We start from the raw sequence: 24,344 nt of genomic DNA, 5'->3' as shown, positions 1-24,344 counted from the left end.
CCTATTTTATACTATTGCAGTCGCTTACTCTTGCGTTGCAGCGGCTTCCTGTACAGGAGCATCTGCTGTCTTACGTTTGCGTGAACGACGTGTTTTAGAGGCTTTCTTCGTTCCTTCAACGAGCATATTCTCATTGTAGTCCACAAGCTCAATAAAACACATAGCTGCATTATCACCGAGGCGATAACCGGTCTTCAGAATACGCGTATAACCACCGGGACGATTAGCAATCTTCGTAGCCACATCACCGAAGAGTTCCTTCACTGCCACTTTATTCTGCAAGTGAGAGAAAACTACACGGCGAGAGTGCGTTGTATCTTCCTTAGTCTTGGTCAGCAGAGGCTCCACATATACACGCAATGCCTTAGCCTTAGCCACAGTCGTAAAGATACGTTTGTGCAGGATCAGCGAGGCTGCCATGTTGGAAAGCATCGCACTACGGTGAGCTGCCTTACGGCCCAAGTGATTGAATTTCTTATTATGTCTCATCGTTCTTATTCTTTATCTAATTTATACTTGCTGATATCCATCCCAAACGACAAATTCAGAGCTCCCAGCAGTTCGTCCAACTCGGTGAGCGACTTCTTACCGAAGTTGCGAATCTTCATTAGGTCACTGCGAGTGAGGCTTACCAAGTCGCCCAAAGACTCTACATCAGCTGCCTTCAAGCAATTGAGCGCCCTCACTGAAAGATCAAGATCTGACAGTTTGGACTTCAAGAGCTGACGCATATGGAGAGAATCTTCGTCGAATTCATCCGTATCAGCAAGGTCCACATACTCAACTGAAATCTTATTATCTGCAAAGAGAGAGAAATGAGAAATCAGAATCTGTGCTGCTTCACGAAGGGCATCTACGGGACGAATCGAGCCGTCTGTGGATACTTCCATCAGCAACTTCTCATAGTCGGTCTTCTGCTCGACACGGAAGTTTTCCACCGCATACTTGACATTTCGGATAGGCGTGTAGATAGAGTCAATTGCAATCGTTGAGAGCTCGTTATGCTCTTCACGATTCTCTTCTGAAGAAACGTATCCACGTCCTTTGTTAATGGAAAACTCCATCGTAAGCGTGGCCGACTTATCCAGATGGCAAATGACCAAATCCGTGTTCAACACCTCGAAATTTGAAAGCTGAGCATTCAAATCTCCGGCATGGAATGTATCCGAATTAGAGATAACTATAGTAGTTTTCTCCGCATCAGCTTCGGAAACGATTTGCTTGAAACGAACTTGTTTGAGATTAAGGATAATGTTAGTAACATCCTCCAATACACCCGGAATAGTAGCAAATTCATGCTCTACACCTTCGATCTTGATTGCTGTAATAGCAAAACCTTCAAGTGAAGACAAGAGTATTCGACGAAGCGCATTGCCAATGGTAATGCCATAACCAGGCTCCAATGGTTTGAACTCGAACTTGGCTATCGAGTCCGATGTCTCCATCATCAATACATTTTCGGGTTTCTGAAATGCTAATATTGCCATGGGATCTATGGATTACTTTGAATACAATTCAACGATCAGCTGCTCTTTAATGTTCTCAGGAATGTCAGCGCGCTCGGGCATATGCAGAAGTTTACCAGACAGAGAGGGCTGGTCCCATTCCATCCAAGGGTACTTGCTGTGGTTGAAGCCAGCCAACGCATCTGAGATAACCTCCAAAGACTTCGAACGCTCACGAACACCGATGACTTGACCTGGTTTAACAGAATAAGAGGGGATGTTAACCACACTTCCGTCTACGGTAATGTGGCGGTGCGAAACAAGTTGGCGTGCTGAAGAACGCGTCGGGGCAATTCCCAAACGGAATACAACATTGTCCAAACGTGTTTCCAAAAACTGGATTAACAACTCACCCGTTACACCCTTTGCACGCTGCGCACGATGGAACAAATGACGGAATTGCTTCTCCAAAACACCATAAGTATACTTAGCTTTCTGCTTTTCACGAAGCTGAAGACCGTATTCACTCGTCTTGCGACGACGATTATTACCATGCTGTCCGGGAGGATAATTCTTCTTGGAAAGAACCTTATCTGCTCCGAAGATGGGATCGCCAAACTTTCGTGCTATCTTGGATTTAGGGCCTGTATATCTTGCCATTTTAATTTGTTTTTGTCAGATGATTTTGTGGGGTCGAAAAGCTCGGTACAGCCGCGATTGCTATGTGAGAGATTGATAGTTTATAGGCAATCCATACACCAAACATATCCGATCGACAGAAAATCGTATCTGAATGTTAGAAGATCTTCTCTCTTAAACTCTTCTCTTTTTCGGAGGGCGACAACCATTATGAGGCATCGGAGTCACATCTATGATTTCCATTACCTCAATTCCCGCACCATGAATCGTTCTGATAGCCGATTCACGACCATTACCAGGCCCCTTAACATAGACCGTTACTTTGCGCAAACCCATATCATATGCAACCTTCGCACAATCTTGGGCAGCCATCTGAGCTGCGTAAGGTGTATTCTTCTTAGAAGAACGGAAGCCCATCTTACCAGCTGATGACCAACTGATTACTTGACCTTCACTGTTCGCCAAGGATACGATGATGTTGTTGAAAGAAGAATGGATGTGAGCCTGACCTACAGCATCAACCTTAACAACTTTCTTTTTTGCGACTGCTTTCTTTGCCATATCAATCTTTATTATTTAGTAGCTTTCTTCTTATTAGCAACAGTCTTCTTCTTACCCTTACGAGTACGAGCATTATTCTTCGTGCTTTGTCCACGAAGAGGAAGGCCGATACGGTGACGTATGCCACGATAGCAACCAATGTCCATCAATCGCTTGATGTTAAGTTGCACCTCCGAACGCAAATCACCTTCAACCTTAAAGCCAGCTCCGATTACATCACGAATGGCCGCAGCCTGATCATCGGACCAATCCTTAACCCTGATATCAGGATCTACTCCGGCCTTCTCCAAAATAGTCGCTGCACTGCTGCGTCCAATTCCGTAGATATAGGTCAAAGCGATAAAACCTCTTTTGTTCTGTGGCAAGTCAACGCCAACTATTCTTATTGCCATACTATACTGAATTTTATAGCTTAATTAAATGATTACCCCTGACGTTGCTTGAATTTGGGATTTTTCTTGTTGATTACATACAAGCGCCCCTTTCTTCTGACAATCTTGCAATCAGGAGTACGCTTCTTTACTGATGCTCTTACTTTCATTATCGTATTTTTTACTATTTGTACCTAAAAGAAATGCGCCCCTTAGTCAAATCATAGGGAGACATCTCAACCTTCACCTTATCTCCGGGAAGAATCTTGATATAATGCATCCTCATCTTTCCAGAAATGTGGGCCGTAATGACATGTCCGTTCTGGAGCTCAACTTTGAACATCGCATTAGAGAGTGCTTCTAAAATCACACCATCTTGCTCTATTGCCGTCTGTTTTGACATCTCTAAAACTCTTTATCTCCTAAAACTTCCTGAATGAAATCGAAAGAAGAAAGGATATGTGCCCTTCCCCCCTGAATTGCGACACAATGCTCAAAATGAGCGGACGGTTTTCGATCTTTGGTTCTGATAGTCCAGCCATCTTTCTCCGTAAGAACGTTCTTGCCACCAAGATTAATCATAGGCTCTATACAGATACACATTCCATTTTTAAGCAAACTGCCAGTACCTACTCGCCCATAATTAGGAACTTCTGGAGATTCGTGCATCTTCCGACCTATTCCATGTCCAACTAACTCACGAACGACGGAATAACCACGAGCCTCACAGTATGATTGAACAGCATTACCAATGTCTCCCGTGCGGTGGCCTTCAATTGCAGCAGTGATCCCTTCGAACAGAGACTCCTTAGTTGTCTTTAACAACATATACACTTCTGGTGAGACTTCGCCCACTGCAAAAGTATATGCCGAATCACCAGTAAAGCCGTTCAAAAAAGTTCCACAGTCTACAGAGATGATATCTCCCTCTTGAAGGATGGCCTTTGCTGACGGGATCCCGTGGACTACATTCTCATTAATTGATGCACAAATGCTGTTTGGGAAACCACCATAACCTAAAAAAGCGGGCTCCGCTCCATGGTCACGAATGAATTCTTCAGCTATCTTATCAAGCTCTAAGGTTGAAGTACCTGGCTGAATGTTCTTTGCAACCTCAGCCAGAGTCTTTCCAACCAATTGATTTGCATCGCGCATCAACGCAATCTCTTCATCTGTCTTTAGGTAGATCATTAATATGCGGAAACAGAACCTGTTCTACCTTTGATACGTCCACTCTTCAATAAGCCATCGTAATGTCTCATTAATAGATGGCTCTCAATCTGTTGCAATGTGTCCAAAACGACACCAACTAAAATCAACAGCGACGTTCCACCAAAAAACTGAGCAAAGGCGGAACTAATTCCGAACATTTCCGCAAAAGCAGGCATAATTGCGACCAATGCAAGGAAAAAAGCACCTGGAAGGGTTATTCGATCCATAATGGTGTCGATATAGTCTTTCGTTTGCTTTCCAGGTTTAATACCAGGTATAAAACCATTATTCCTTTTTAGGTCATCCGCCATCTGCTTGGGATTAATCGTGATCGCCGTATAAAAATAGGTGAACAGAATAATCAATACAGCAAAGATAAGATTATACCAAATGCTTGTGTTGTCAGACATTGCACTGAGAAAGCCTGTAGACTGGTCCATATTGGCAAAACCCATGATTGAGATGGGGATGAACATTAATGCCTGAGCAAAAATGATGGGCATCACATTTGCAGCATTAACCTTAAGAGGAATATACTGACGCGCACCACCATATTGTTTATTGCCTACTACTCGTTTCGCATACTGCACAGGCACCTTTCTCGTTCCTTGAACTAAAAGAATTGCACCAGCAATAACAAAAAGCAAGAAGACAATCTCTGCGAGGAAAGCAACAAGACCTCCGACTGCACTCGTCGTACGTGACGTGAACTCAGCAACAAAAGCATGAGGCAAACGAGCTATAATACCAATTAAGATGATCAATGAGATACCGTTACCAATACCTTTGTCCGTAATACGCTCACCAAGCCACAAAACAAACATACTACCCCCCGTGAGAATTGCAACCGCAACGATTTGAAACCATATGCCACCAGGCATCGTAGCGCCAACTGATTGCATCTGAACTCGCAAGTTGACCAAATAGGTCAACGATTGCAGGATCAAAATAGCTACAGTTAGATAACGCGTCCATTGATTAATCTTCATTCGTCCACTTTCCCCTTCTCTCTGCAACTTTTGCATTGCGGGGACAGCAATTGCCGCCAACTGCATCACAATTGAGGCAGAAATATAAGGCATTATGCCCAACGCAAAAATAGAAGCATGGGAGAAAGCTCCCCCGGAAAACATATCCAAGAGAGCCATCAATCCACCAGACGTCTGATCTTTTAGAGCTGACAACGATGCGGGGTCAATACCAGGAATCACAACAAATGATCCGAGGCGATAGATAACAACAAACAATATGGTCGTGAGAATACGCTGTCGCAAATCCTCAATTTTCCATATATTCCTTAGTGTTTGAACCGCACGCATAAGCTTATAATTTTACAATAGTACCACCAGCCTTTACAATAGCTTCCTCTGCACTCTTTGAAAATGCATGAGCCTCCACAGTTAGAGCAGCTGTTAGAGTACCATTTGCCAATACTTTAACCAATGATTTTCTCGAAATAAACCCAGCAGTAATCAAATCCTCAACAGTTATTTTGCTGAGAGAGTTCGCTTCCGACAAAGTCTGAATTACTGACAAATTGATGGGTTTATATTCTATTCGGTTGATATTTTTAAAACCAAATTTTGGTAAGCGACGTTGAATTGGCATCTGACCACCTTCAAAACCGATTTTTCTTGAGTAGCCAGAGCGAGACTTCGCACCCTTATGTCCTCTTGTAGAGGTCCCTCCCAAACCAGAACCAGGGCCACGACCAATTCTCTTACGAGCTTTTATCGATCCCTCTGCAGGCTTTAGACTCGATAGATTCATATGTTCTTCTGTTTATAGAGTTTAACTTTCAACAATCTGAACCAAATGTCTCACCTTGCTAATCATCCCAAGAATATTGGGTGTTGATTCGTGCTCTACAATCTGATTCATCTTCTTCAAACCAAGAGCGTCCAAAGTTCTCTTCTGGTCCTTTGGACATCTGATTCGACTTCTAACCTGTTGTACTTTAATTTTGGTCATTTCTGATCCCTCCAATTATCCTTTGAACACTTTTTCCACAGAAATACCACGATTCTGGGCAACCATTAATGGACTACGCAACTCTGCCAAAGCTTCAATAGTCGCCTTGACAAGATTGTGGGGATTTGAGGACCCTTTACTCTTTGCAAGGACATCCGTCACACCCACACTGTCAAGAACAGCACGCATAGCACCTCCAGCTTTAACCCCAGTACCCGTCGTTGCAGGTTTTAGGAACACACTTGCTCCTCCATAAGAGGCTGATTGCTCATGAGGAATTGTTCCCTTATGAACGGGAACTCTAATAAGGTTTTTCTTGGCTGCCTCAACTCCTTTTGCAATGGCTGCAGGCACTTCACCAGCCTTTCCAAGCCCCCACCCAATTACACCATCTTCGTTGCCGACGACAACTATAGCGGCGAAGGTGAAGGTTCGTCCACCCTTTGTTACCTTGGTTACACGATTAATCGCGACCAAACGATCTTTCAATTCAAGATCATTAGCGGATTTTACCCGATTATATACTTTAGCCATAGTAATTAAAATTTGAGACCGCATTTTCGGGCTGCATCCGCCAATTCTTTAATACGGCCATGAAAGAGATAGCCGTTACGATCAAACACAACCGTAGAAACGCCTGCTGCATTCGCCGCCTTTGCAATTTCTTCGCCGACTTTCGCTGCAATTTCTTTTTTAGTACCTGCATCTTCCATCTTTAATGAAGATGCTGAAGCAACCGTCTTGCCTGCAACATCATCAATCACTTGAGCATAAATCTGCTTGTTGCTACGGAAAACTGTCAGACGAGGTCTCTCTTGTGTGCCACTAATCTTCCCACGCACACGAGCCTTTATTTTTAGTCTTCTTTCTTCTTTCGTTACCATGATAGCTCTTATTTACGGTTATTTACCGGCAGATTTACCAGACTTTCTGCGAATCTGTTCTCCGACGAACTTAACACCCTTTCCTTTATAGGGCTCAGGCTTTCTAAAAGAACGAATCTTCATACATACCTGCCCTAGTAGCTGTTTATCAGCACTTTCAAGGATAATCAAAGGATTTTTGTTTCTCTCACTTTTGGTTTCAATTGCCACTTCCTTCGGCAACTGCATGAAGATGCTATGCGTAAAGCCCAAAGAAAGTTCGAGCAACTGACCTTGATTGGATGCTCTATAACCCACACCAACAAGTTCAAGCTCTCTTTTGAATCCTGCAGAAACCCCTTGAACCATATTATTTATGAGAGAACGGTAGAGACCGTGCAACGAGCGCTCAATACGATCATCTGTCTGACGCTCCAACTGAATGACACCATTGTCTACCACAACAGTGATTCTAGGATCTACATACTGTGATAATTCTCCTTTAGGGCCCTTTACGGTTACAATTTCATCTTTGTGAGATACCGTTACTCCAGTAGGGATGTTGATGGGCAACTTACCAATTCTTGACATAACTCTGCACCTCCATTAATAAACGTAACACAACACTTCGCCCCCGATCTTCAACTCACGCGCTTCCTTATCAGTCATAAGACCACGAGACGTCGAAACGATCGCAATACCAAGGCCATTCAATACGCGCGGCATATCGCGGTAACCAACGTACTTACGAAGACCTGGACGTGACACACGCTTCAGCGACTTAATCGCATTAACTTTATGCGTCAAATCATACTTTAGGGCTACTTTTATTTCACCCTGTGAGTCATTCTCCTCAAACTTATAATTGAGGATGTACCCTTTGTCAAAAAGGATCTTAGTGATCTCTTTTTTAATATTTGACGCAGGAACACTAACCACTCTGTGACCAGCCATGATTGCATTACGCAACCGCGTCAAATAGTCTGCAATAGGATCTGTCATTACAAATTAAATTAAATTGATCCAGAGAACCGGACAATATTTAAACACTTTCTTACCAACTTGCCTTTTTAACGCCGGGGATGAGTCCAGCAGAAGCCATTTCACGAAACTGAATACGTGAAATTCCAAATTGACGCATATAGCCCTTAGGACGTCCAGTCATCGAGCACCGATTATGTAGACGGACAGGAGAAGCATTCTTGGGAAGAGACTGCAAAGCTTCGTAATTGCCTTCAGCCTTCAACTGTGCACGCTTTGCAGCATATTTTGCGACAAGCTTCGCTCGCTTCACCTCACGGGCTTTCATTGATTCTTTTGCCATATCAATTTTGTTTTTTAGCGTTCTTGAACGGTAGGCCAAATTCTTTCAAAAGAGCATAACCTTCCTCATCCGACTGCGCAGAGGTCACAAAGGTAATATTCATTCCGAGAATTTTAGTAATCGCATCAATATTTATCTCAGGGAAAATGATCTGCTCATTAATCCCCAGAGTATAATTACCTCTTCCGTCTAACTTGCTTTCGATTCCCTTAAAGTCTCGAATACGAGGTAATGCAACACGAACTAAACGCTCCAAGAACTCATACATCTGCTCCCGGCGCAATGTCACCATTACGCCGATAGGCATTTTCTTTCTCAACTTGAAGTTAGAAATATCTTTCTTGGAAACAGTCGGAACAGCCTTCTGACCAGTGATCGCGGTTAACTCGCTTACTGCCACATCGATAATTTTCTTATCGCCTGTCGCAATACCAAGCCCTTGGTTGATGACAATCTTCTTTAATACCGGCACCTGCATTACGCTGGTATAACCAAACTGTTGCATTAGAGCAGGAACGATTCTTTCCTGATAGTCTTTCTTCAGATTAGCAGTCGCACTCATTATTTAATCTCCTCTCCTGATTTTTTTGCATAACGAACTAACTTACCATCCTCATTGAGTCGACGACCAATGCGAGAGGCCTTTCCGCTCTTGGGATCTACCACATTCAAATTTGAAATATGCATAGGAGCTTCTTTGGAGATGATACCTCCTTGCGGATTCTTTGCACTAGGCTTGGCATGTTTCTTAATCATATTCAAGCCTTCGACAATAGCACGCTGTTCCTTTACCAACACCTCCAATACACGACCAGACTGGCCTTTGTCTTCGCCACTGATCACCATGACGGTGTCACCTTTTTTAATATGTAACTTACTCATTTCTGCTTGCTTAATAATAAAGTTATAGTACTTCTGGAGCGAGAGAAACAATTTTCATATTTGTTCCGCGCAACTCACGTGCTACAGGACCAAAGATACGGCTACCACGAATATCGCCGGCAGCATTCAGCAAAACGCAGGCATTGTCATCAAAACGGATATAAGAGCCGTCAGGACGACGCACTTCTTTCTTCGTACGTACGATTACTGCTTTAGAAACAGCACCTTTTTTTATATCGCTTGAAGGGATTACACTCTTGATCGAAACCACGATGATATCGCCTACAGAAGCATAGCGTCTGCGAGTACCTCCTAGGACACGAATACAAAGAGCTTCTTTCGCTCCACTATTGTCAGCGACAACGAGTCTTGATTCTTGTTGTATCATCTTATTTTACCCTTTCGATTATTTCAGTTAATCTCCATCTCTTCGTACGGCTCAGAGGACGTGTCTCCATGATACGTACAGTATCTCCGATATTACAATCGTTCTTTTCGTCATGAGCATGATACTTCTTCGTCTTGTTGACGAACTTACCATATATCGGGTGTTTTTCTTTCCACTTCACTGCAACTGTGATAGTCTTATCCATCTTGTTACTTGAAACAACACCCACACGTTCTTTTCTAAGATTTCTTTCCATGTGTGCACTCTATTTATTATTGAGTTCGCGTTGGCGCAGCACTGTTCTCTTCTGCGCAATCATACGACGTTGGTGCTTCAACTGAGCCGGACTATCCAAAGGCGATACCGCATGGTTGATTCGCATTTGGTCATAAACAGCTACTTCTGCATCCAGTCGCTCTTGCAGTTCTTTCGTTGCAAGCTCTTTAATTTCTGCAATCTTCATGACAATTACGCATTTTGATTTTGGATATCATAGTCGTGACGAACCACGAACTTTGTAGTTACCGGGAGCTTCTGAGCTGCCAAACGAAGTGCTTCTTTAGCGATATCATAAGATACGCCTTCTACTTCGAAAATGATTCGTCCTGGAGTAATAGGGGCCACGAAACCTTCGGGAGCACCCTTACCCTTACCCATACGAACACCTTCACCTTTCTTGGTAATAGGCTTGTCAGGGAAAATACGAACCCACACTTGCCCTTGACGTTGCATATAGCGAGTCACAGCAATACGAGCAGCCTCAATCTGACGACCGGTTATCCATTTGCTCTGCAGTGACTTGATTCCAAAAGAACCAAAAGACAACTGGTTGCCTCGCTGAGCAAAACCCTTCATGCGACCTTTCTGTTGTCTTCTAAACTTTGTTTTCTTTGGTTGTAACATTTTGTCTGTCTTTCTAAATGTTAGCGATTACCTTTTCTTCTCCGGTTACGATCTCCACCACGGTTGTTGCCCTGCGCATTAGGACGACGGCCTTGATTCTTGGCTACTGCAAAGTTGGGAGCCAAATCACGTTTCTCGTAAACTTCCCCTTTACATATCCAAACTTTGATCCCGAGCAAACCAACCTTGGTCAAAGCTTCAGCCAAAGCATAATCAATGTCAGCACGGAGAGTGTGCAAAGGTGTACGCCCTTCTTTGAACATCTCAGAACGAGCCATTTCAGCACCATTCAAACGACCAGACACCAAGATCTTGATACCTTCAGCCCCCATACGCATGGCTGATGCGATTGCCATCTTAACTGCGCGGCGATAAGCGATCTTTCCTTCTAACTGGCGAGCAATATTCTCAGCCACGATAGCAGCATCCAACTCAGGCTTACGGATCTCATATATGTTGATCTGAATATCCTTGTTAGTGATGCGCTTCAACTCTTCTTTAAGCTTATCAACCTCCTGACCGGCTTTACCGATAATCATACCGGGGCGTGCTGTGCAGATGGTAATAGTCACCAACTTAAGAGCACGTTCAATAACGATACGCGATACACTTGCCTTAGCAAGGCGGGCGTTCAAATATTGACGGATACGGCTGTCTTCGAGCAACGTCTCTCCATACTTGCGGCCGCCATACCAATTAGAATCCCATCCGCGGATGATTCCCAAACGATTACTTATCGGATTTATTTTCTGTCCCATCCTCTGTTAGTTATTATCGTTATTAAGCGTATCAACATATATGGTCACGTGATTCGAACGTTTACGGATTCGATAGCCACGACCTTGCGGAGCAGGACGGAGACGCTTCAGCGTAGAAGCACCATCTACACTGATGTGAGACACGAACAACTCTCCCTCTTCTGCTTTACGTTCATTCTTTTCTTCCCAGTTAGCAACTGCGGAACGCAACAGCTTTTCTACACGCGCCGAAGCCTCCTTGTTTGAGAACTTCAACACACCCAAAGCACGATTCACTTCCATGCCACGAATCATATCGGCAACCAGTCTCATCTTACGAGGAGAGGTCGGCACGTTACGAAGCTTGGCAAAGTAGGTCTGCTTTAGGGCTTCCTTTCTTGCTTCGGCTGAATTATGTTTTCTTGCACCCATTGTTCTTAATACTTTTAATTTTTCAGATTCCTGAAGTGTTTGTCTTCAACCGAATTACTTCTTCTTGTTACCACCGTGGCCACGGAAAGTACGAGTAGGAGAGAATTCTCCCAACTTGTGACCTACCATGTTTTCTGTAACAAAAACAGGAATAAATTTATTACCGTTATGCACTGCAATGGTATGTCCCACAAAGTCGGGGGAGATCATTGAGGCACGAGCCCACGTTTTAACGACAGCTTTCTTGCCACTCTCGTTCATCGCCAAGACCTTCTTTTCCAGCTTGAGATTAATATATGGACCTTTCTTAAGTGAACGACTCATAATTTTCTTCGATTAAATCAGATTACTTTTTCCTTCTCTCAATGATGTACTTAGAAGAATGCTTCTTAGGAGCTCTTGTCTTCAAGCCCTTAGCATACAAGCCCTTGCGTGAACGGGGATGACCTCCTGACTGACGGCCTTCACCACCACCCATCGGGTGATCCACTGGGTTCATTACGACACCCCGGTTGTGCGGTCTACGACCCAACCAACGTGAACGACCGGCCTTACCGGACTTCTCTAGTGCATGGTCAGAGTTGCCCACACTACCGATCGTCGCTTTACAAGCGGACAAAATACGACGTACTTCACCTGAAGGCATCTTGATCACTACATACATACCCTCACGAGATGTCAGCTGAGCAAATGATCCGGCAGAGCGAACCATCTTCGCTCCCTGACCGGGGCGCAACTCAATGTTGTGAACGATAGTACCGACAGGAATATTCGCCAATGGAAGAGCGTTACCCACTTCGGGTACTGCTTCAGCTCCTGACATCACTGTTTGGCCTACTTCCAATCCGTCGGGAGCGATGATATAAGCCTTTGCTCCGTCGGCGTAGTAAAGGAGCGCGATACGAGACGAACGGTTAGGATCGTACTCGATAGTCTTTACTGTTGCAGGAATGCCATCTTTTGTTCTCTTGAAGTCGATGAAACGATACTTTTTCTTGTGACCACCACCGATATAACGCATAGTCATCTTACCGGTATTGTTACGGCCACCTGATCTCTTTTTTCCAACTACAAGAGACTTCTCTGGTGTGCTTGCAGTGATCTTATCAAACGCACCAATAACCTTGTGTCTTTGCCCCGGGGTTGTGGGCTTCAGTTTACGTATTCCCATTTTTCTTAGATATTGCTGAAGAAGTCGATAGTGTCTCCCTTCTTAAGCGTCACAATCGCTTTCTTGAAAGAAGCCTCTTTTCCGCGAATCAGTCCACTCTTGGTATAGCGACTCTTGCGCTTACCATCATATCTCATCGTGTTCACGTCTTCGACTTTCACATTATACATAGCCTCAATAGCTTTCTTAATCTCTATTTTGTTCGCGTTAGGAGAAACGCGGAAGCCATATCGCTCCGACATTTTTTCCGTAACAGCCGTCATCTTTTCCGAAATAATCGGTTTAATGATGATTCCCATATACCAAATCCTCCTTATGCTTTAAATAGTTCATTAACAACAGCTACAGAGCTTTCTGTCAGCACCAGATTCTTGGAAGCCAGAACTGCATACGTATTGAGCAGATTGGCAAGAATCAGATCAGTGTTCTGCAAGTTGCGAGCAGAGAGACGTACGTTCGTGTCCATTTCGGGAAGCACATACAATACTTTCTTTTCACCCACTTTCAGTGCAGTTGAGATTGCCTTGAATGCTTTCGTCTTGGGTGTTTCGAAAGAGAAGTCCTCTACGACGATAATTTCATTGTTTCTAGCCTTATAGCTCAACGCAGAGCGACGCGCCAAAGCCTTCAGTTTCTTGTTCAATTTGAAACTGTAACTACGAGGGCGCGGACCAAACACGCGAGCACCACCGTTCAGAAGCGGAGAATTAATGTCACCACGGCGAGCACCGCCACCACCCTTTTGGCGGATCAGCTTACGAGTGCTACCAGACAGCTCGCTACGCTCCTTAGACTTATGTGTACCCTGGCGTTGATTGGCCATGTACAGTTTTACATCCAGATAGATAGCGTGATCGTTAGGCTCTATAGCGAAGATAGAGTCGTCCAAGACAACCTTCTTACCCGTATCTTCTCCCTTGATATTAAATACGCTCAGTTCCATTACTTTTCAATTAACAAGATTGAACCTTTGGCTCCGGGCACGCTACCTTTCACAAGGAGCAGATTGTGCTCGGGCATCACCTTAATAATTTCCAGATTCTGTACAGTTACGCGCTCGTTACCCATCTGACCGGCCATACGTGTTCCCTTGAACACCTTGGCGGGATAAGAACAAGCTCCTACAGAACCGGGAGCACGCAGACGATTGTGCTGACCGTGTGTGGCCTGTCCCACTCCGCCGAAGCCATGACGCTTAACAACACCTTGGAAACCCTTACCCTTAGATGTTCCCACTACATCCACAAAGGCAACGTCGCTAAAGAACTCTACGTTCAGGACGTCACCGAGCTTGTGCTCTCCTTCGAAATTCTTGAACTCGGCCAAGTGTCTCTTGGGGCTTACTTCAGCTTTCTTGAAATGGCCGGCGAGAGGCTTCGTTGTATGCTTTTCTTTGGCATCTACGAAACCCAGCTGCAACGCGCTATAGCCGTCATTCTCCAAAGTCTTGACTTGCGTAACCACACAAGGACCAACTTCGATAACAGTGCATGGCATATTCTTACCCTCGGCACTGAATACGGATGTCATTCCGATTTTCTTTCCTAATAAACCTGGCATTTCAGTTTCTATTAAATCGTTTCTCAAACTTTGATTTCCACTTCTACACCGCTGGGGAGCTCCAACTTCATCAAAGCGTCCACTGTCTTGGCCGTAGAGTTGTAAATATCAATCAGTCTCTTATAAGAAGAGAGTTCGAACTGCTCACGGCTCTTCTTGTTTACGAACGTAGAGCGGTTCACTGTGAAGATACGCTTGTGTGTGGGCAGGGGTATAGGACCGCTTACCATCGCACCGGCTGCTTTCACCGTCTTAACGATCTTTTCTGCGGACTTGTCCACCAGCATATAATCGTAAGACTTCAGCTTAATTCTAATCTTTTGGCTCATATCTTTTTGTTGCTTTTATTTAATCAAATCAACGCGACCCTGAGCTTCGGTAAGCACCTGCTTAGCGATGGTAGAGGGTACTTCTGAATAATGAGAGAAGGACATCGTACTGGTAGCACGACCACTGGTGATCGTACGCAGAGCTGTCACATAGCCGAACATTTCAGCCAGAGGCACCTTAGCCTTCACGATACGTGCGCCGGTACGGCTGCTTTCCATTCCTTCTACCTGACCACGACGCTTGTTCAAGTCACCGATCACGTCACCCATGCTCTCCTCGGGAGTCACTACTTCCAGCTTCATGATAGGTTCCATGAGCGTCGGACGTGCCTTCTCAGAGGCATTCTTGAATGCCTGCAGGGCACAGATTTCGAATGACAACTGGTCAGAGTCCACGGGGTGGAACGAACCATCGATAACGGTCACCTTCAGCTGATCAAGCGGATAGCCGGCCAATACACCATTCTTCATGGCACGCTGGAAGCCCTTCTGAATAGAGGGGATAAATTCCTTGGGGATGTTACCGCCCTTCACTTCGTCCACAAACTGCAGTTCGCCTTCGAAGTCAGCATCGGCAGGTTCTACACGACAAATAATATCGGCAAACTTACCGCGACCACCGGTCTGCTTCTTATATACTTCGCGGAGCTCCACAGGATCATTGATGGCTTCCTTGTAAGAAACCTGAGGACGACCTTGATTACATTCCACTTTGAACTCACGACGCAGACGGTCGATAATGATATCGAGGTGAAGCTCACCCATACCACTGATAACGGTCTGACCAGAATCTTCGTTGGTCTGAACGCGGAAGGTAGGATCTTCTTCTGCCAGCTTGGCAAGGCCCACACCCAGACGATCGAGGTCCTTCTGAGTCTTCGGTTCTACAGCGATACCGATCACAGGATCGGGGAAGTCCATAGATTCGAGAACGATCGGGTGATTTTCATCGCAAAGCGTATCACCGGTACGAATATCCTTGAAGCCTACCCCTGCACCGATGTCACCGCAACCGATAACATCTTTCGGGTTCTGCTTGTTAGAGTGCATTTGGAAGAGACGTGAGATACGCTCTTTCTTATCCGAACGTGAGTTGTACACGTATGAGCCTGCAAGCAGTTCGCCCGAGTACACGCGGAAGAAGCAAAGACGACCTACATAGGGGTCTGTTGCAATCTTAAACGCCAAAGCACAGAGAGGCTCGCTCGGCAGAGTCTTACGTTCGATAATCTTGCTGGAGTCAGAAGGATCAGTACCCTCAACCACCGGTGTGTCCACCGGACTGGGGAGGAACTTACATACAGCGTCGAGCAATGTCTGCACACCCTTGTTCTTGAACGATGAACCGCAGAGCATGGGATTGATCTGCATGGCGAGCGTACCCTTACGCAGCGCAGCGAGGATCTCGTCTTCTGTGATAGTAGAAGGATCGTCGAAATACTTCTCCATCAGCGTGTCGTCGCAGTCAGCCAGCGTTTCAAGCATCTTGTCACGCCATTCTTCTGCCTCTGCACGCAGAGCATCAGGTATCTCTTCCATGTCATACTTAGACCCCATTGTCTCGTCGTTCCATACGAGAGCCTTCATCGCCACGAGGTCGATTACACCCTTGAACGTCTCTTCTGCTCCGATGGGTATCTGAATAGGACAAGGGTTAGCGCCCAAGACTTCTCTCAACTGACGCACTACTTCGAAGAAGTTGGCACCAGAACGGTCCATCTTGTTTACGTAGCCAATACGAGGTACGTTGTACTTCTCGGCCTGACGCCACACCGTCTCACTCTGAGGTTCTACACCACCTACGGCACAGAAAGCAGCAACGGCACCATCCAAGATACGGAGTGATCGTTCCACCTCCACCGTGAAGTCCACGTGCCCCGGAGTGTCGATCAGATTGATCTTATACTTATTGTTATTGTAGTTCCAGAAAGTAGTTGTAGCAGCAGAGGTGATCGTTATCCCTCTCTCCTGCTCTTGCTCCATCCAGTCCATGGTAGCGGCACCGTCATGCACCTCACCAATCTTGTGCGTCAGACCCGTATAAAAGAGGATACGCTCAGATGTAGTAGTCTTACCGGCATCAATGTGAGCCATGATACCGATATTTCTTGTCAGCTGTAATTCCTTATCAATTGCCATCTGGGAGTTCCTTTAGAATCTGAAGTGTGCGAATGCACGGTTAGCCTCAGCCATGCGGTGCATATCTTCCTTACGCTTGAAGGCGGCACCCTGGTTGTTAAATGCATCTACTATCTCAGCAGCCAATTTATCAGCCATAGTCTTTCCGCCACGCTTACGTGCGTAGAGGATAAGATTCTTCATAGAGATCGACTCCTTGCGCTCAGGACGGATTTCCATCGGCACTTGGAAGGTAGCACCACCGATACGGCGGCTCTTTACTTCCACTTGAGGAGTGATATTATCGAGAGCCGCCTTCCAAATCTCGAGGGCAGACTTCTCTTCATTAGAGAGCTTCGTCTTCACGATGTCCAGAGCACCGTAAAAGATCGTGAAAGCAGTGTTTTTCTTTCCATCATACATCAGGTGATTAACAAACTTAGTCACCCTCACATCACCATAGACGGGATCCGGCAGGATCTGTCTTTTCTTAGGTTTTGCTTTTCTCATTGTCTCAAAAAATTTCGTTTTTGTCGATTGGTTGCCGTTTCGTTTTGTCTTCAACGCTCCCGCCGGAGCATTTACTCAACCCTGTTTTAGCCTATCCAATTGAACTCAAAACCGGTTCTTAAATAATTTGTTGGTTGCGCCACTCTCTCGTAGCGCGATTGTAGATTAGGGGAGAACGTGATTGCCGTAGCATGGCCCGCAGGCCTCAGCGGCTATTACTTCTTTCCTTTTGCGGCAGGGGCCTGACCCGGCTTCGGACGCTTAGCTCCGTATTTAGAGCGACGCTGCGTACGACCGTTCACGCCTGCTGTATCGAGCGTACCACGTACGATGTGATAGCGCACACCGGGCAAGTCTTTCACACGACCTCCACGAACCAGCACGATGCTGTGTTCCTGCAAGTTGTGTCCCTCTCCCGGGATGTAAGCATTGACTTCCTTAGAGTTTGTCAAGCGCACACGAGCCACTTTACGCATAGCCGAGTTCGGCTTCTTGGGCGTAGTCGTGTAAACGCGCACACAAACGCCACGACGCTGCGGGCACGAATTCAGTGCAGGCGACTTGCTCTTATCCGCGAAAGATTCACGACCCTTTCTAACCAACTGTTGAATTGTAGGCATTTCTTCTTTCTTTAAAACTATGATTATAATTATCTCTTTTCTAATCTTTTACACCACCCACGAATATGAGCAGTGGCGCAAAGGTACGGATATTTTCCTAATCCGCAACAGTCTGCACTTCTTTTTTATTCGCAACAAGCTAAGAATCAAGACCAAGCACCGGTAGTTCGCAGCCCGATGCGCAAACACAACGGGTGGGCACCTCTCTACGGCTTCAACAGAAAAACACGCCCTATACCCCAGCTGATCAGCTGACTATACATATATATAATGTACGCGCGCGCGAAAGACAAACGGCATACCACCGCACCGAAAACACCGCAAGGCACTCAATGCGGATGCATACCGCGCCATTACTTGGGGCTTAGGGATATAATTAGTATCATTGCAATGAGGACGGCAGATAGAGCCGCCCGACCATGTAATGAAAAAGGAAGATCTACGACTGATTTTTATGGGGACGGCAGACTTTGCCGTTCCTGCTCTGAGAGCTTTGATCGAGGGAGGATACCAAGTGGCAGCCGTCGTGACCATGCCCGACAAACCGATGGGTCGCGGACACAAACTAAGCGCCAGCTCGGTGAAGCTATGCGCCCTGGAGTACGGATTGCCGATCCTCCAGCCTGCGAATCTGAACGAGGAAGCATTTCTCGATGAGCTACGCTCCTATCGTGCCGACCTGCAAATCGTCGTGGCCTTCCGTATGCTGCCCAAAGCTGTGTGGCAGATGCCGCCGATGGGTACCATCAATCTGCACGGCTCTCTGCTGCCCATGTATCGCGGAGCAGCGCCCATCAATCACACCTTGCGCCGCGGTGACGCAGAGACAGGCGTGACCACCTTCCTCCTACAGCACGAGATCGACACGGGCGAAGTGCTCCTGCAAGAAAAAATCGCCATTGGCCCCGAAGAGACATTCGGGGAACTATACGAACGGATGGGCGTACTCGGCGCATCCGTACTGACGCGCACCGTCGATCTCTTCCTCGATGGCAAACCGACATCGACCCCACAAGAAGAATTGCCCGGCTACGCTGATGCCCTACTTGCTCCCAAGATATTCAAGGATGACTGTCGCATCGACTGGAACCTACCCGCCGAAGAGGTGCACAACTTTATCCGCAGCCTTTCGCCCGCCCCCACCGCCTGGACCAAGCTCCACCGCCCTGGCATGGAGTCCATCGTGCTCAAGATATATCGCACGACCGTCATCGAGCGCGAACCCCGCCACCGTGGCAAGTTCGGCACCATCATAGCGGACAAGAAAACCCTCGACGTCATGACCCGCAAGGGCGTCATACGCATTCTCTCTCTTCAGATGCCCGGCAAGAAGCAGGTGGACGCTGCCGCCTTTCTCAACGGCTTCACTTTCTCCTCGGATATGTACATCGAGTAACGAGAAGGCTGCACAGATACAGCGACTTGGGCAGGGGCGAACAGACAGGTGAGACAAACCTGCGTGTTCGCCCCTGCCCATTCCTCCATGCAGACTCGTTTATGTGAAAATTTGCACAAAGGAGTTACGATCTTCAACTTGTCTGGAGCAGCGCAAAAACTCGCGCCAGAAAGAATTTATTTTGGCACCATTTCAGAAAAATTTTCGCGCCAAATCGAAAAAATTTTGGCGCGCATTTCTCTCTCTTTTCGGCACCGGATTTTGCGCGATTTCGGGCTGTAATTTCGTGCAACACGCTTCTTCATCCACAAAGCATCACAGCAGGTTAAAAAAGGTAACGGATGCGTCTATCGCTCAGATTCTTAACTTTGTGGTCAAAACAAATACGACATCATGAAAGGAAACGAGAAGTTGACATCCGCAACGGAGACAGTCGGCTCCGCATCTGCACCCGCAGGTGCAAAGCTTAGCTGGCGGAAGATTTGGCCCTATGCAGCCGTTGTGCTGCTGTTCGTGACCATATCGCTGGCCTATTTCTATCCCGCATCATTCGACGGACGTGTGCTCTTCCAAGGAGACGTGGCAGGAGCCAGCGGCACGGCTCAGGACGTGCGCGACTGGCAGGAGCAGAGCGGCGAACACTCTTACTGGACCAACAGCCTCTTCGGTGGCATGCCCATGTATCAGATCGCGCCCAGTTACCCCTCCACCGGCACGCTCCAGACGATACAGGATGTGCTCACCCTGCGCAAGCCGGTGTATCTCCTCGGCACATACGCCTGGATGCTATTCGCACTGATGGGCGGCTTTTTCCTTTTCCTGCGCTCGCTCCGCGTCCGCATCCTGCCGTCCGTTATCGGCTCCGTTGCCTGGGCCTTTTCCTCTTACTTCCTCATCCTCATCATGGCCGGCCACATCTGGAAGCTGACGGCGCTGTGCTTCATCCCCCCCACCCTCGCGGGCATGGTGTGGGTATACAACGGCAAGCGGCTCGCAGGTGGTGTGGTCATGGCCTTCTTCACCGCGCTGCAAGTACTGGCCAATCACGTGCAGATGAGCTATTACTTCCTCTTCGTCATGTTCTTTCTGGTGCTGGCATTCTTGGCAGAAGCCGTGCGCACCAAGCGCGTGCGCAGCTTCCTGCTCTCCACCGGTGTGGTGATCATTGCCGGCCTCGTGGGCGTGGCGGTGAATAGTACCAACCTCTTCCACACCTATCAGTATGGCAAGGAGACCATGCGCGGCGGCAGCGAACTCACACTCAAGCAGAGCGGCAATGTCGCCGACCAAGCATCGCACGAGAACAAAAACGGTCTGGACAAGGCCTACATCACGCAGTGGAGCTATGGCATCGGCGAGACGTGGACGCTGCTCGTGCCCAATGTCAAGGGGGGTGCGTCCGGCTATCTGGGCTATAACGAGAAGGCCATGAACGAGGTGAATCCCGCCTATGCGCAGACGATCGGGCAGATGAATCAATACTGGGGCGACCAGCCCTTCACAGCCGGCCCTGTATATGTGGGCGCCTTCGTCCTATTCCTCTTTATATTGAGTTGCTTCATTGTCAAGGGACCTGTCAAATGGGCATTGCTGGCAGCCACAGTCCTCTCTATCCTGCTCTCATGGGGTCACAACCTGATGTGGCTCACGAGTTTCTTCATCGATCATTTCCCCTTATACGATAAGTTCCGCACAGTCTCTTCCATCCTTGTCATTGCAGAGTTTACCATTCCGGCATTGGCCGTTTTGGCACTGGTGGAGATCGTACGTGTGGGCGCTCCCATCCTCAACCGCGAACGTGCCGGCTGGATCACGGCCGCAGTGCTCACACTCGGAGCCTCGCTTCTCTTTGCATTGGTACCCTCTGTCTTCAGTCTGCTCAGCGGAGAGGAAGAGATGATGTTCCGCGAAGCAGCAGGCCATCCCGAGGCCGGTGCCATCAAGACGGCTCTCACAGATGTCCGCGCTGACATCATGGCAGCAGACGCATGGCGCAGCTTCGGCATTCTGCTCGCATGCGGGGCACTCCTACTGCTCTTCCTGAAGAAAAAACTACAGGCTACGCCCATGCTCATCGGCGTGGCGGTCATCACCCTACTGGACCTCTGGACGGTGGACAAGCGCTACCTCAATGACGAACACTTCATCGATCCCGCTCTCGTAAGCCAGCGGGCAGCACCGCTGACTGAAGCCGACAAGCAAATCTTGGCCGACAAGACACCGGGTTTCCGTGTCCTCAATCTCACCGTAGACACATACAACGATGCCACGACAAGCCGCTGGCACCGCAGCATCGGGGGCTACCATGCGGCCAAGCTCCAGCGCTATCAGGACTTGATCGAGCACCAACTGAGCAAAGGCAATCGCGAGGTGGTGAATATGCTCAACACTAAGTATATCATCGTACCCGGCGAGAACCAACAACCCGTGCCGATGCTGAACCCCGATGCATACGGCCCCGCTTGGCCTGTGAGCAGCATCAAATGGGTCAAGAATGCGGATGAAGAAATGACTGCACTGGACACGGGCAGCCTCTCTCGCAGCATAGCCGTTGTGGACGAACGCTTCGCCTCCGACAATCTTCGCAAGCTACCTGCCCTCACAGACTCCACCGCTTCCATACGACTGACGGAGTACACTCCGAACAAACAGGTCTATGAGACCTCCGGAGCACAGGCGATGCTCGGCGTATTCTCGGAGATATACTATCCGCACGGTTGGACGGCGACCATCGACGGCCAGCCTGCCTCCATTATCCGCGCCAACTATGTTCTCCGTGCCTTGGAGCTGCCGGCGGGACAACATCGGGTGGAATTCCGCTTCGATCCTCGCAGCTTGCACATCACAGAGGCCATAGCGAAGACGGCTTTGGTACTCCTCTTGCTCGGGATCGTCGCATCGGTTCTTTATCCCTTCGTCTTGCGCAAGAAACGCCCGACAGCCTGATCGATGGAATTGCACCGCAAGACCGCACGTTATTGGTCCGCGGGAGGGAGCGACCTCCGCTATGTAGGAGGTGTATTCGGACTGTTCCTGCTCTACTTCATCCTGCAGAAAGTCCTCTTCCTGCTCGTCTATGCGGGCAAGCTCACAGCAGTGGGTACCACGGCCGGCGATATCGCTGCCATCTTCCTACACGGGCTCAGACACGATGCTGCCGTGGCGGCCTATCTGGCGGTGCTGCCCTTGCTCCTCACCTCCGTCCTCTGCATCGCAGGTTGGGGCCGGAAGAAAGTAGGACGCACATTGGGGCGAATACTCCATTACTATTATCTGCTCATCAGTCTCGTCCTCGGACTCATCTATACAGCTGACCTCGTACTCTTCGGTCACTGGGGTTTCCGTCTCGATGCGACTCCGCTCTTCTATCTCCGCCAGCCGGAAGAAGCCATGGCGAGTGCCACTGCACCGGAGTTGCTGATCGCTCTTGTGCTCTTTGCAGTCTTTGCTCTCATTCCGGCTTACGCCTTGAGACGATTCCATCGGGAGTACTTCCCGCTCGGGCAGGCTACACGTCTATATATAATAGGTGTCTGGAAGCTCGTCGTCGGAGGGGCTTTGCTGTTTCTGATGATACGAGGCAGCGTCGGAGTGGCCACGCTCAATGTGGGTTCGGTATTCCACAGTCCCAAGCAACTGCACAATCAGGCAGCCGTCAATCCCTGTTTCAGTTTCCTCTATGCCTGTATGCGTAGCGAGGAGAAGCTGTCGGATTATCAGTTCATGCCCACAGAAGAATGCCATGCTGCCTTCGAGCGGCTCCACCGATACGGCAGTTCGGACGGTAGTGGCATGCAGGAAGCGGCATCGGACAGCACCGAAATGGTGCTGACCACAGACCGGCCCAATATCATTCTCATCCTCATGGAGAGTTTTTCGGCTAATGCCGTGGGTTGTCTCGGGGGTACCACGGGACACTCTCCCTGCATAGACACGCTCGCGCAGGGTGGGATTCTTTTCAGCAACACCTATGCGAGCAGCTTCCGCACAGACAGAGGCACGGTGGCTACACTCAGCGGCTATCCGTCGCAGCCGCATTCTTCCATCATCAAGTATCCCGACAAGGTGAGAGGCTTGCCCGGTTTGGCGGCATCGCTGCGGGCTGCAGGCTACAGCACACACCATCTTTACGGCGGCGATGCGGACTTCACCAATGTGCGCAGCTACCTCTATGCCACAGGCTATGACGAGATAACGGACGTGAGCAACTTCCCCATCAAAACGAGATTGAGCAAGTGGGGCACACCCGACCACATCAGTTTCCCCCGCGTATTGGACGACTGCCGCCGGCTGGAGAAGCAGGGAAAGCCCTATTTCTACAGCTATCTTACACTGTCGAGCCACGAACCATTCGACGTACTCTCGCATCACGACAGCGATCCTTACCTCAATAGCGTATTCTATACGGATAGTTGCTTGGGAGACTTCGTTCATGCCATGGAGCAATCTCCCGAATGGAAGAATACGCTCATCATCGCCATCTCGGATCATGGCTACCCCTATCCCGCCGACAAAGCGCTGCCCGACCATCCCGATCGATACAAGATATTGATGCTTTGGACGGGAGGAGCCATCCGTCGTCCCATGGTATTCGACAAGGTGGTGTCCCAGTCCGATCTGCCGGCTACACTATTGGCACAATTGGGTCTGCCACACGGAGAAATGAAGTTCTCCAAGAACATCTTCCGAAAGGGCAGCCCACATTTCGCCTACTTCTCCTTTCCAAGTTTGGCAGGGCTGGCGACTTCGCAGGGTACGACCATATACAACTTCGACAGCAAGACCATTGTCTATGACGATGACCCCGCCCATGCCGAGCAACGAGCCGGTGATGCCCGCGTCATGCTGCAGTCCGTCATGGAAGATATGCTCTCGCGCTGAAGGGGAACAGCTCCGAAGTAAAATTCCTAAC

At 48.0% G+C, this 24,344-nt stretch carries 36 protein-coding genes; 3 read left to right on the top strand and 33 right to left on the bottom strand.

Annotation, left to right across the window (positions count from 1 at the left end):
* Positions 1-24 precede the first annotated feature (24 nt).
* The 33 genes from rplQ to rpsL all read right to left on the bottom strand — a co-directional run bounded on the left by rplQ (position 25) and on the right by rpsL (position 18,036).
* Entirely contained in the window at positions 25-489 is a 465-nt protein-coding gene (gene rplQ, locus C7382_RS05185; RefSeq protein WP_116679252.1) for a 50S ribosomal protein L17, read from the bottom strand.
* A gap of 5 nt (positions 490-494) precedes the next feature.
* Positions 495-1,487: a DNA-directed RNA polymerase subunit alpha gene (locus tag C7382_RS05180; protein WP_116679251.1), complete on the bottom strand. Its 993-nt coding sequence runs from the start codon at positions 1,485-1,487 to the stop codon at positions 495-497.
* A gap of 12 nt (positions 1,488-1,499) precedes the next feature.
* On the bottom strand, positions 1,500-2,105 hold the full coding sequence (gene rpsD, locus C7382_RS05175) for a 30S ribosomal protein S4 (RefSeq protein ID WP_116679250.1): 606 nt from the start codon (positions 2,103-2,105) through the stop codon (positions 1,500-1,502).
* A gap of 153 nt (positions 2,106-2,258) precedes the next feature.
* The gene (rpsK, locus tag C7382_RS05170) at positions 2,259-2,645 is read right to left on the bottom strand and encodes a 30S ribosomal protein S11 (protein WP_116679249.1); all 387 of its coding nucleotides are present in this window, start codon (positions 2,643-2,645) and stop codon (positions 2,259-2,261) included.
* 11 nt (positions 2,646-2,656) lie between these two features.
* Complete coding sequence (gene rpsM, locus C7382_RS05165) at positions 2,657-3,037, bottom strand: 30S ribosomal protein S13 (protein ID WP_116679248.1); 381 nt, start codon at positions 3,035-3,037, stop codon at positions 2,657-2,659.
* Positions 3,038-3,069: 32 nt separating this feature from the next.
* On the bottom strand, positions 3,070-3,186 hold the full coding sequence (gene ykgO / locus C7382_RS05160) for a type B 50S ribosomal protein L36 (protein ID WP_116679247.1): 117 nt from the start codon (positions 3,184-3,186) through the stop codon (positions 3,070-3,072).
* Positions 3,187-3,200: 14 nt separating this feature from the next.
* A complete protein-coding gene (gene infA / locus C7382_RS05155; RefSeq protein ID WP_004583577.1) occupies positions 3,201-3,419 on the bottom strand; it encodes a translation initiation factor IF-1 in 219 nt (72 codons plus the stop codon).
* Between the two features lie 2 nt (positions 3,420-3,421).
* On the bottom strand, positions 3,422-4,207 hold the full coding sequence (gene map, locus C7382_RS05150) for a type I methionyl aminopeptidase (protein ID WP_116679246.1): 786 nt from the start codon (positions 4,205-4,207) through the stop codon (positions 3,422-3,424).
* Complete coding sequence (secY, locus tag C7382_RS05145) at positions 4,207-5,547, bottom strand: preprotein translocase subunit SecY (RefSeq protein WP_116679245.1); 1,341 nt, start codon at positions 5,545-5,547, stop codon at positions 4,207-4,209. The genes map and secY overlap by 1 nt, the downstream gene beginning before the upstream one ends.
* Before the next feature lie 4 nt (positions 5,548-5,551).
* On the bottom strand, positions 5,552-5,998 hold the full coding sequence (gene rplO / locus C7382_RS05140) for a 50S ribosomal protein L15 (RefSeq protein WP_116679244.1): 447 nt from the start codon (positions 5,996-5,998) through the stop codon (positions 5,552-5,554).
* Positions 5,999-6,019: 21 nt separating this feature from the next.
* Positions 6,020-6,199, bottom strand: coding sequence for a 50S ribosomal protein L30 (gene rpmD / locus C7382_RS05135; protein ID WP_116679243.1), 180 nt, complete (start codon positions 6,197-6,199; stop codon positions 6,020-6,022).
* A 15-nt stretch (positions 6,200-6,214) separates the two neighbouring features.
* Positions 6,215-6,733, bottom strand: a complete 519-nt coding sequence (gene rpsE, locus C7382_RS05130) for a 30S ribosomal protein S5 (protein ID WP_116679313.1) — start codon at positions 6,731-6,733, stop codon at positions 6,215-6,217.
* Between the two features lie 5 nt (positions 6,734-6,738).
* Entirely contained in the window at positions 6,739-7,083 is a 345-nt protein-coding gene (rplR, locus tag C7382_RS05125) for a 50S ribosomal protein L18 (protein WP_116679242.1), read from the bottom strand.
* 18 nt (positions 7,084-7,101) lie between these two features.
* Positions 7,102-7,653, bottom strand: coding sequence for a 50S ribosomal protein L6 (gene rplF / locus C7382_RS05120; protein WP_116679241.1), 552 nt, complete (start codon positions 7,651-7,653; stop codon positions 7,102-7,104).
* 15 nt (positions 7,654-7,668) lie between these two features.
* On the bottom strand, positions 7,669-8,064 hold the full coding sequence (rpsH, locus tag C7382_RS05115) for a 30S ribosomal protein S8 (RefSeq protein ID WP_116679240.1): 396 nt from the start codon (positions 8,062-8,064) through the stop codon (positions 7,669-7,671).
* Between the two features lie 52 nt (positions 8,065-8,116).
* Positions 8,117-8,386 carry a 30S ribosomal protein S14 gene (gene rpsN / locus C7382_RS05110; protein ID WP_116679239.1) on the bottom strand — a complete coding sequence of 90 codons (270 nt, stop codon included), beginning with the start codon at positions 8,384-8,386 and terminating at the stop codon, positions 8,117-8,119.
* 1 nt (position 8,387) lies between these two features.
* Positions 8,388-8,948, bottom strand: a complete 561-nt coding sequence (gene rplE, locus C7382_RS05105; RefSeq protein WP_116679238.1) for a 50S ribosomal protein L5 — start codon at positions 8,946-8,948, stop codon at positions 8,388-8,390.
* Positions 8,948-9,268: a 50S ribosomal protein L24 gene (rplX, locus tag C7382_RS05100; protein WP_116679237.1), complete on the bottom strand. Its 321-nt coding sequence runs from the start codon at positions 9,266-9,268 to the stop codon at positions 8,948-8,950. Before rplX ends, rplE begins: the two co-directional genes overlap by 1 nt.
* Positions 9,269-9,290: 22 nt before the next feature.
* Complete coding sequence (gene rplN / locus C7382_RS05095) at positions 9,291-9,656, bottom strand: 50S ribosomal protein L14 (protein WP_116679236.1); 366 nt, start codon at positions 9,654-9,656, stop codon at positions 9,291-9,293.
* Position 9,657: 1 nt separating this feature from the next.
* Positions 9,658-9,912 carry a 30S ribosomal protein S17 gene (gene rpsQ / locus C7382_RS05090; RefSeq protein ID WP_116679235.1) on the bottom strand — a complete coding sequence of 85 codons (255 nt, stop codon included), beginning with the start codon at positions 9,910-9,912 and terminating at the stop codon, positions 9,658-9,660.
* A gap of 9 nt (positions 9,913-9,921) precedes the next feature.
* Positions 9,922-10,119 carry a 50S ribosomal protein L29 gene (gene rpmC, locus C7382_RS05085; RefSeq protein ID WP_116679234.1) on the bottom strand — a complete coding sequence of 66 codons (198 nt, stop codon included), beginning with the start codon at positions 10,117-10,119 and terminating at the stop codon, positions 9,922-9,924.
* A 5-nt stretch (positions 10,120-10,124) separates the two neighbouring features.
* The gene (rplP, locus tag C7382_RS05080) at positions 10,125-10,559 is read right to left on the bottom strand and encodes a 50S ribosomal protein L16 (protein WP_116679233.1); all 435 of its coding nucleotides are present in this window, start codon (positions 10,557-10,559) and stop codon (positions 10,125-10,127) included.
* Between the two features lie 20 nt (positions 10,560-10,579).
* Complete coding sequence (gene rpsC / locus C7382_RS05075) at positions 10,580-11,317, bottom strand: 30S ribosomal protein S3 (RefSeq protein WP_116679232.1); 738 nt, start codon at positions 11,315-11,317, stop codon at positions 10,580-10,582.
* Between the two features lie 6 nt (positions 11,318-11,323).
* Entirely contained in the window at positions 11,324-11,728 is a 405-nt protein-coding gene (rplV, locus tag C7382_RS05070) for a 50S ribosomal protein L22 (protein WP_116679231.1), read from the bottom strand.
* Between the two features lie 54 nt (positions 11,729-11,782).
* Complete coding sequence (gene rpsS / locus C7382_RS05065) at positions 11,783-12,052, bottom strand: 30S ribosomal protein S19 (protein ID WP_036880783.1); 270 nt, start codon at positions 12,050-12,052, stop codon at positions 11,783-11,785.
* A 22-nt stretch (positions 12,053-12,074) separates the two neighbouring features.
* A complete protein-coding gene (rplB, locus tag C7382_RS05060) occupies positions 12,075-12,899 on the bottom strand; it encodes a 50S ribosomal protein L2 (RefSeq protein ID WP_116679230.1) in 825 nt (274 codons plus the stop codon).
* 5 nt (positions 12,900-12,904) lie between these two features.
* Complete coding sequence (gene rplW, locus C7382_RS05055) at positions 12,905-13,198, bottom strand: 50S ribosomal protein L23 (protein ID WP_116679229.1); 294 nt, start codon at positions 13,196-13,198, stop codon at positions 12,905-12,907.
* 14 nt (positions 13,199-13,212) lie between these two features.
* On the bottom strand, positions 13,213-13,842 hold the full coding sequence (rplD, locus tag C7382_RS05050; protein WP_116679228.1) for a 50S ribosomal protein L4: 630 nt from the start codon (positions 13,840-13,842) through the stop codon (positions 13,213-13,215).
* The gene (gene rplC / locus C7382_RS05045; protein WP_116679227.1) at positions 13,842-14,459 is read right to left on the bottom strand and encodes a 50S ribosomal protein L3; all 618 of its coding nucleotides are present in this window, start codon (positions 14,457-14,459) and stop codon (positions 13,842-13,844) included. The genes rplD and rplC overlap by 1 nt, the downstream gene beginning before the upstream one ends.
* A gap of 23 nt (positions 14,460-14,482) precedes the next feature.
* The gene (gene rpsJ / locus C7382_RS05040) at positions 14,483-14,788 is read right to left on the bottom strand and encodes a 30S ribosomal protein S10 (RefSeq protein WP_004583599.1); all 306 of its coding nucleotides are present in this window, start codon (positions 14,786-14,788) and stop codon (positions 14,483-14,485) included.
* A 15-nt stretch (positions 14,789-14,803) separates the two neighbouring features.
* On the bottom strand, positions 14,804-16,927 hold the full coding sequence (gene fusA / locus C7382_RS05035; protein ID WP_116679226.1) for an elongation factor G: 2,124 nt from the start codon (positions 16,925-16,927) through the stop codon (positions 14,804-14,806).
* A 12-nt stretch (positions 16,928-16,939) separates the two neighbouring features.
* The gene (gene rpsG, locus C7382_RS05030; protein ID WP_116679225.1) at positions 16,940-17,416 is read right to left on the bottom strand and encodes a 30S ribosomal protein S7; all 477 of its coding nucleotides are present in this window, start codon (positions 17,414-17,416) and stop codon (positions 16,940-16,942) included.
* Positions 17,417-17,631: 215 nt separating this feature from the next.
* Positions 17,632-18,036 (bottom strand): 30S ribosomal protein S12, encoded by a 405-nt coding sequence (rpsL, locus tag C7382_RS05025; protein ID WP_004583602.1) that lies wholly within the window; start codon positions 18,034-18,036, stop codon positions 17,632-17,634.
* Positions 18,037-18,460: 424 nt separating this feature from the next.
* On the opposite strand from rpsL, the gene fmt reads away from it, so the two are divergent.
* The 3 genes from fmt to C7382_RS05010 all read left to right on the top strand — a co-directional run bounded on the left by fmt (position 18,461) and on the right by C7382_RS05010 (position 24,313).
* Entirely contained in the window at positions 18,461-19,432 is a 972-nt protein-coding gene (gene fmt, locus C7382_RS05020; protein WP_116679224.1) for a methionyl-tRNA formyltransferase, read from the top strand.
* Between the two features lie 393 nt (positions 19,433-19,825).
* Positions 19,826-22,378: a glycosyltransferase family protein gene (locus C7382_RS05015; RefSeq protein WP_116679223.1), complete on the top strand. Its 2,553-nt coding sequence runs from the start codon at positions 19,826-19,828 to the stop codon at positions 22,376-22,378.
* A 3-nt stretch (positions 22,379-22,381) separates the two neighbouring features.
* Complete coding sequence (locus tag C7382_RS05010; protein WP_116679222.1) at positions 22,382-24,313, top strand: LTA synthase family protein; 1,932 nt, start codon at positions 22,382-22,384, stop codon at positions 24,311-24,313.
* The last annotated feature ends 31 nt before the right edge of the window (positions 24,314-24,344 follow it).

It is taken from the genome of Porphyromonas loveana, from assembly GCF_003096695.1.
In the GTDB taxonomy this organism is placed as follows: Bacteria; Bacteroidota; Bacteroidia; order Bacteroidales; family Porphyromonadaceae; genus Porphyromonas; species Porphyromonas loveana.
The sequence above is the reverse complement of the archived record's forward strand: the minus strand, read 5'-3'. Positions and strand labels throughout refer to the sequence as shown.

What these genes read in the sequence shown, in the direction of transcription:
- rplQ (WP_116679252.1), bottom strand. Translation starts at nt 489, where the DNA reads ATGAGACATAATAAGAAATTCAATCACTTGGGCCGTAAGGCAGCTCAC.
- rpsC (WP_116679232.1), bottom strand. Translation starts at nt 11,317, where the DNA reads ATGGGACAGAAAATAAATCCGATAAGTAATCGTTTGGGAATCATCCGC.
- rplD (WP_116679228.1), bottom strand. Translation starts at nt 13,842, where the DNA reads ATGGAACTGAGCGTATTTAATATCAAGGGAGAAGATACGGGTAAGAAG.
- rpsK (WP_116679249.1), bottom strand. Translation starts at nt 2,645, where the DNA reads ATGGCAAAGAAAGCAGTCGCAAAAAAGAAAGTTGTTAAGGTTGATGCT.
- fusA (WP_116679226.1), bottom strand. Translation starts at nt 16,927, where the DNA reads ATGGCAATTGATAAGGAATTACAGCTGACAAGAAATATCGGTATCATG.
- rplV (WP_116679231.1), bottom strand. Translation starts at nt 11,728, where the DNA reads ATGGGTGCAAGAAAACATAATTCAGCCGAAGCAAGAAAGGAAGCCCTA.
- rpsJ (WP_004583599.1), bottom strand. Translation starts at nt 14,788, where the DNA reads ATGAGCCAAAAGATTAGAATTAAGCTGAAGTCTTACGATTATATGCTG.
- rpsE (WP_116679313.1), bottom strand. Translation starts at nt 6,733, where the DNA reads ATGGCTAAAGTATATAATCGGGTAAAATCCGCTAATGATCTTGAATTG.
- rplX (WP_116679237.1), bottom strand. Translation starts at nt 9,268, where the DNA reads ATGAGTAAGTTACATATTAAAAAAGGTGACACCGTCATGGTGATCAGT.
- rplP (WP_116679233.1), bottom strand. Translation starts at nt 10,559, where the DNA reads ATGTTACAACCAAAGAAAACAAAGTTTAGAAGACAACAGAAAGGTCGC.
- C7382_RS05015 (WP_116679223.1), top strand. Translation starts at nt 19,826, where the DNA reads ATGAAAGGAAACGAGAAGTTGACATCCGCAACGGAGACAGTCGGCTCC.
- rpsS (WP_036880783.1), bottom strand. Translation starts at nt 12,052, where the DNA reads ATGAGTCGTTCACTTAAGAAAGGTCCATATATTAATCTCAAGCTGGAA.
- infA (WP_004583577.1), bottom strand. Translation starts at nt 3,419, where the DNA reads ATGTCAAAACAGACGGCAATAGAGCAAGATGGTGTGATTTTAGAAGCA.
- C7382_RS05180 (WP_116679251.1), bottom strand. Translation starts at nt 1,487, where the DNA reads ATGGCAATATTAGCATTTCAGAAACCCGAAAATGTATTGATGATGGAG.
- ykgO (WP_116679247.1), bottom strand. Translation starts at nt 3,186, where the DNA reads ATGAAAGTAAGAGCATCAGTAAAGAAGCGTACTCCTGATTGCAAGATT.
- rpmD (WP_116679243.1), bottom strand. Translation starts at nt 6,199, where the DNA reads ATGACCAAAATTAAAGTACAACAGGTTAGAAGTCGAATCAGATGTCCA.
- rpsD (WP_116679250.1), bottom strand. Translation starts at nt 2,105, where the DNA reads ATGGCAAGATATACAGGCCCTAAATCCAAGATAGCACGAAAGTTTGGC.
- rpsG (WP_116679225.1), bottom strand. Translation starts at nt 17,416, where the DNA reads ATGAGAAAAGCAAAACCTAAGAAAAGACAGATCCTGCCGGATCCCGTC.
- rplR (WP_116679242.1), bottom strand. Translation starts at nt 7,083, where the DNA reads ATGGTAACGAAAGAAGAAAGAAGACTAAAAATAAAGGCTCGTGTGCGT.
- rplF (WP_116679241.1), bottom strand. Translation starts at nt 7,653, where the DNA reads ATGTCAAGAATTGGTAAGTTGCCCATCAACATCCCTACTGGAGTAACG.
- rplB (WP_116679230.1), bottom strand. Translation starts at nt 12,899, where the DNA reads ATGGGAATACGTAAACTGAAGCCCACAACCCCGGGGCAAAGACACAAG.
- rplO (WP_116679244.1), bottom strand. Translation starts at nt 5,998, where the DNA reads ATGAATCTATCGAGTCTAAAGCCTGCAGAGGGATCGATAAAAGCTCGT.
- rpsN (WP_116679239.1), bottom strand. Translation starts at nt 8,386, where the DNA reads ATGGCAAAAGAATCAATGAAAGCCCGTGAGGTGAAGCGAGCGAAGCTT.
- rpsL (WP_004583602.1), bottom strand. Translation starts at nt 18,036, where the DNA reads ATGCCTACAATTCAACAGTTGGTTAGAAAGGGTCGTGAATCTTTCGCG.
- rpsM (WP_116679248.1), bottom strand. Translation starts at nt 3,037, where the DNA reads ATGGCAATAAGAATAGTTGGCGTTGACTTGCCACAGAACAAAAGAGGT.
- rplN (WP_116679236.1), bottom strand. Translation starts at nt 9,656, where the DNA reads ATGATACAACAAGAATCAAGACTCGTTGTCGCTGACAATAGTGGAGCG.
- rplW (WP_116679229.1), bottom strand. Translation starts at nt 13,198, where the DNA reads ATGGGAATCATCATTAAACCGATTATTTCGGAAAAGATGACGGCTGTT.
- rpsQ (WP_116679235.1), bottom strand. Translation starts at nt 9,912, where the DNA reads ATGGAAAGAAATCTTAGAAAAGAACGTGTGGGTGTTGTTTCAAGTAAC.
- rplE (WP_116679238.1), bottom strand. Translation starts at nt 8,948, where the DNA reads ATGAGTGCGACTGCTAATCTGAAGAAAGACTATCAGGAAAGAATCGTT.
- rpmC (WP_116679234.1), bottom strand. Translation starts at nt 10,119, where the DNA reads ATGAAGATTGCAGAAATTAAAGAGCTTGCAACGAAAGAACTGCAAGAG.
- C7382_RS05010 (WP_116679222.1), top strand. Translation starts at nt 22,382, where the DNA reads ATGGAATTGCACCGCAAGACCGCACGTTATTGGTCCGCGGGAGGGAGC.
- rplC (WP_116679227.1), bottom strand. Translation starts at nt 14,459, where the DNA reads ATGCCAGGTTTATTAGGAAAGAAAATCGGAATGACATCCGTATTCAGT.
- secY (WP_116679245.1), bottom strand. Translation starts at nt 5,547, where the DNA reads ATGCGTGCGGTTCAAACACTAAGGAATATATGGAAAATTGAGGATTTG.
- rpsH (WP_116679240.1), bottom strand. Translation starts at nt 8,064, where the DNA reads ATGACAGATCCTATTGCAGACTATTTGACGCGGTTGCGTAATGCAATC.
- fmt (WP_116679224.1), top strand. Translation starts at nt 18,461, where the DNA reads ATGAAAAAGGAAGATCTACGACTGATTTTTATGGGGACGGCAGACTTT.
- map (WP_116679246.1), bottom strand. Translation starts at nt 4,207, where the DNA reads ATGATCTACCTAAAGACAGATGAAGAGATTGCGTTGATGCGCGATGCA.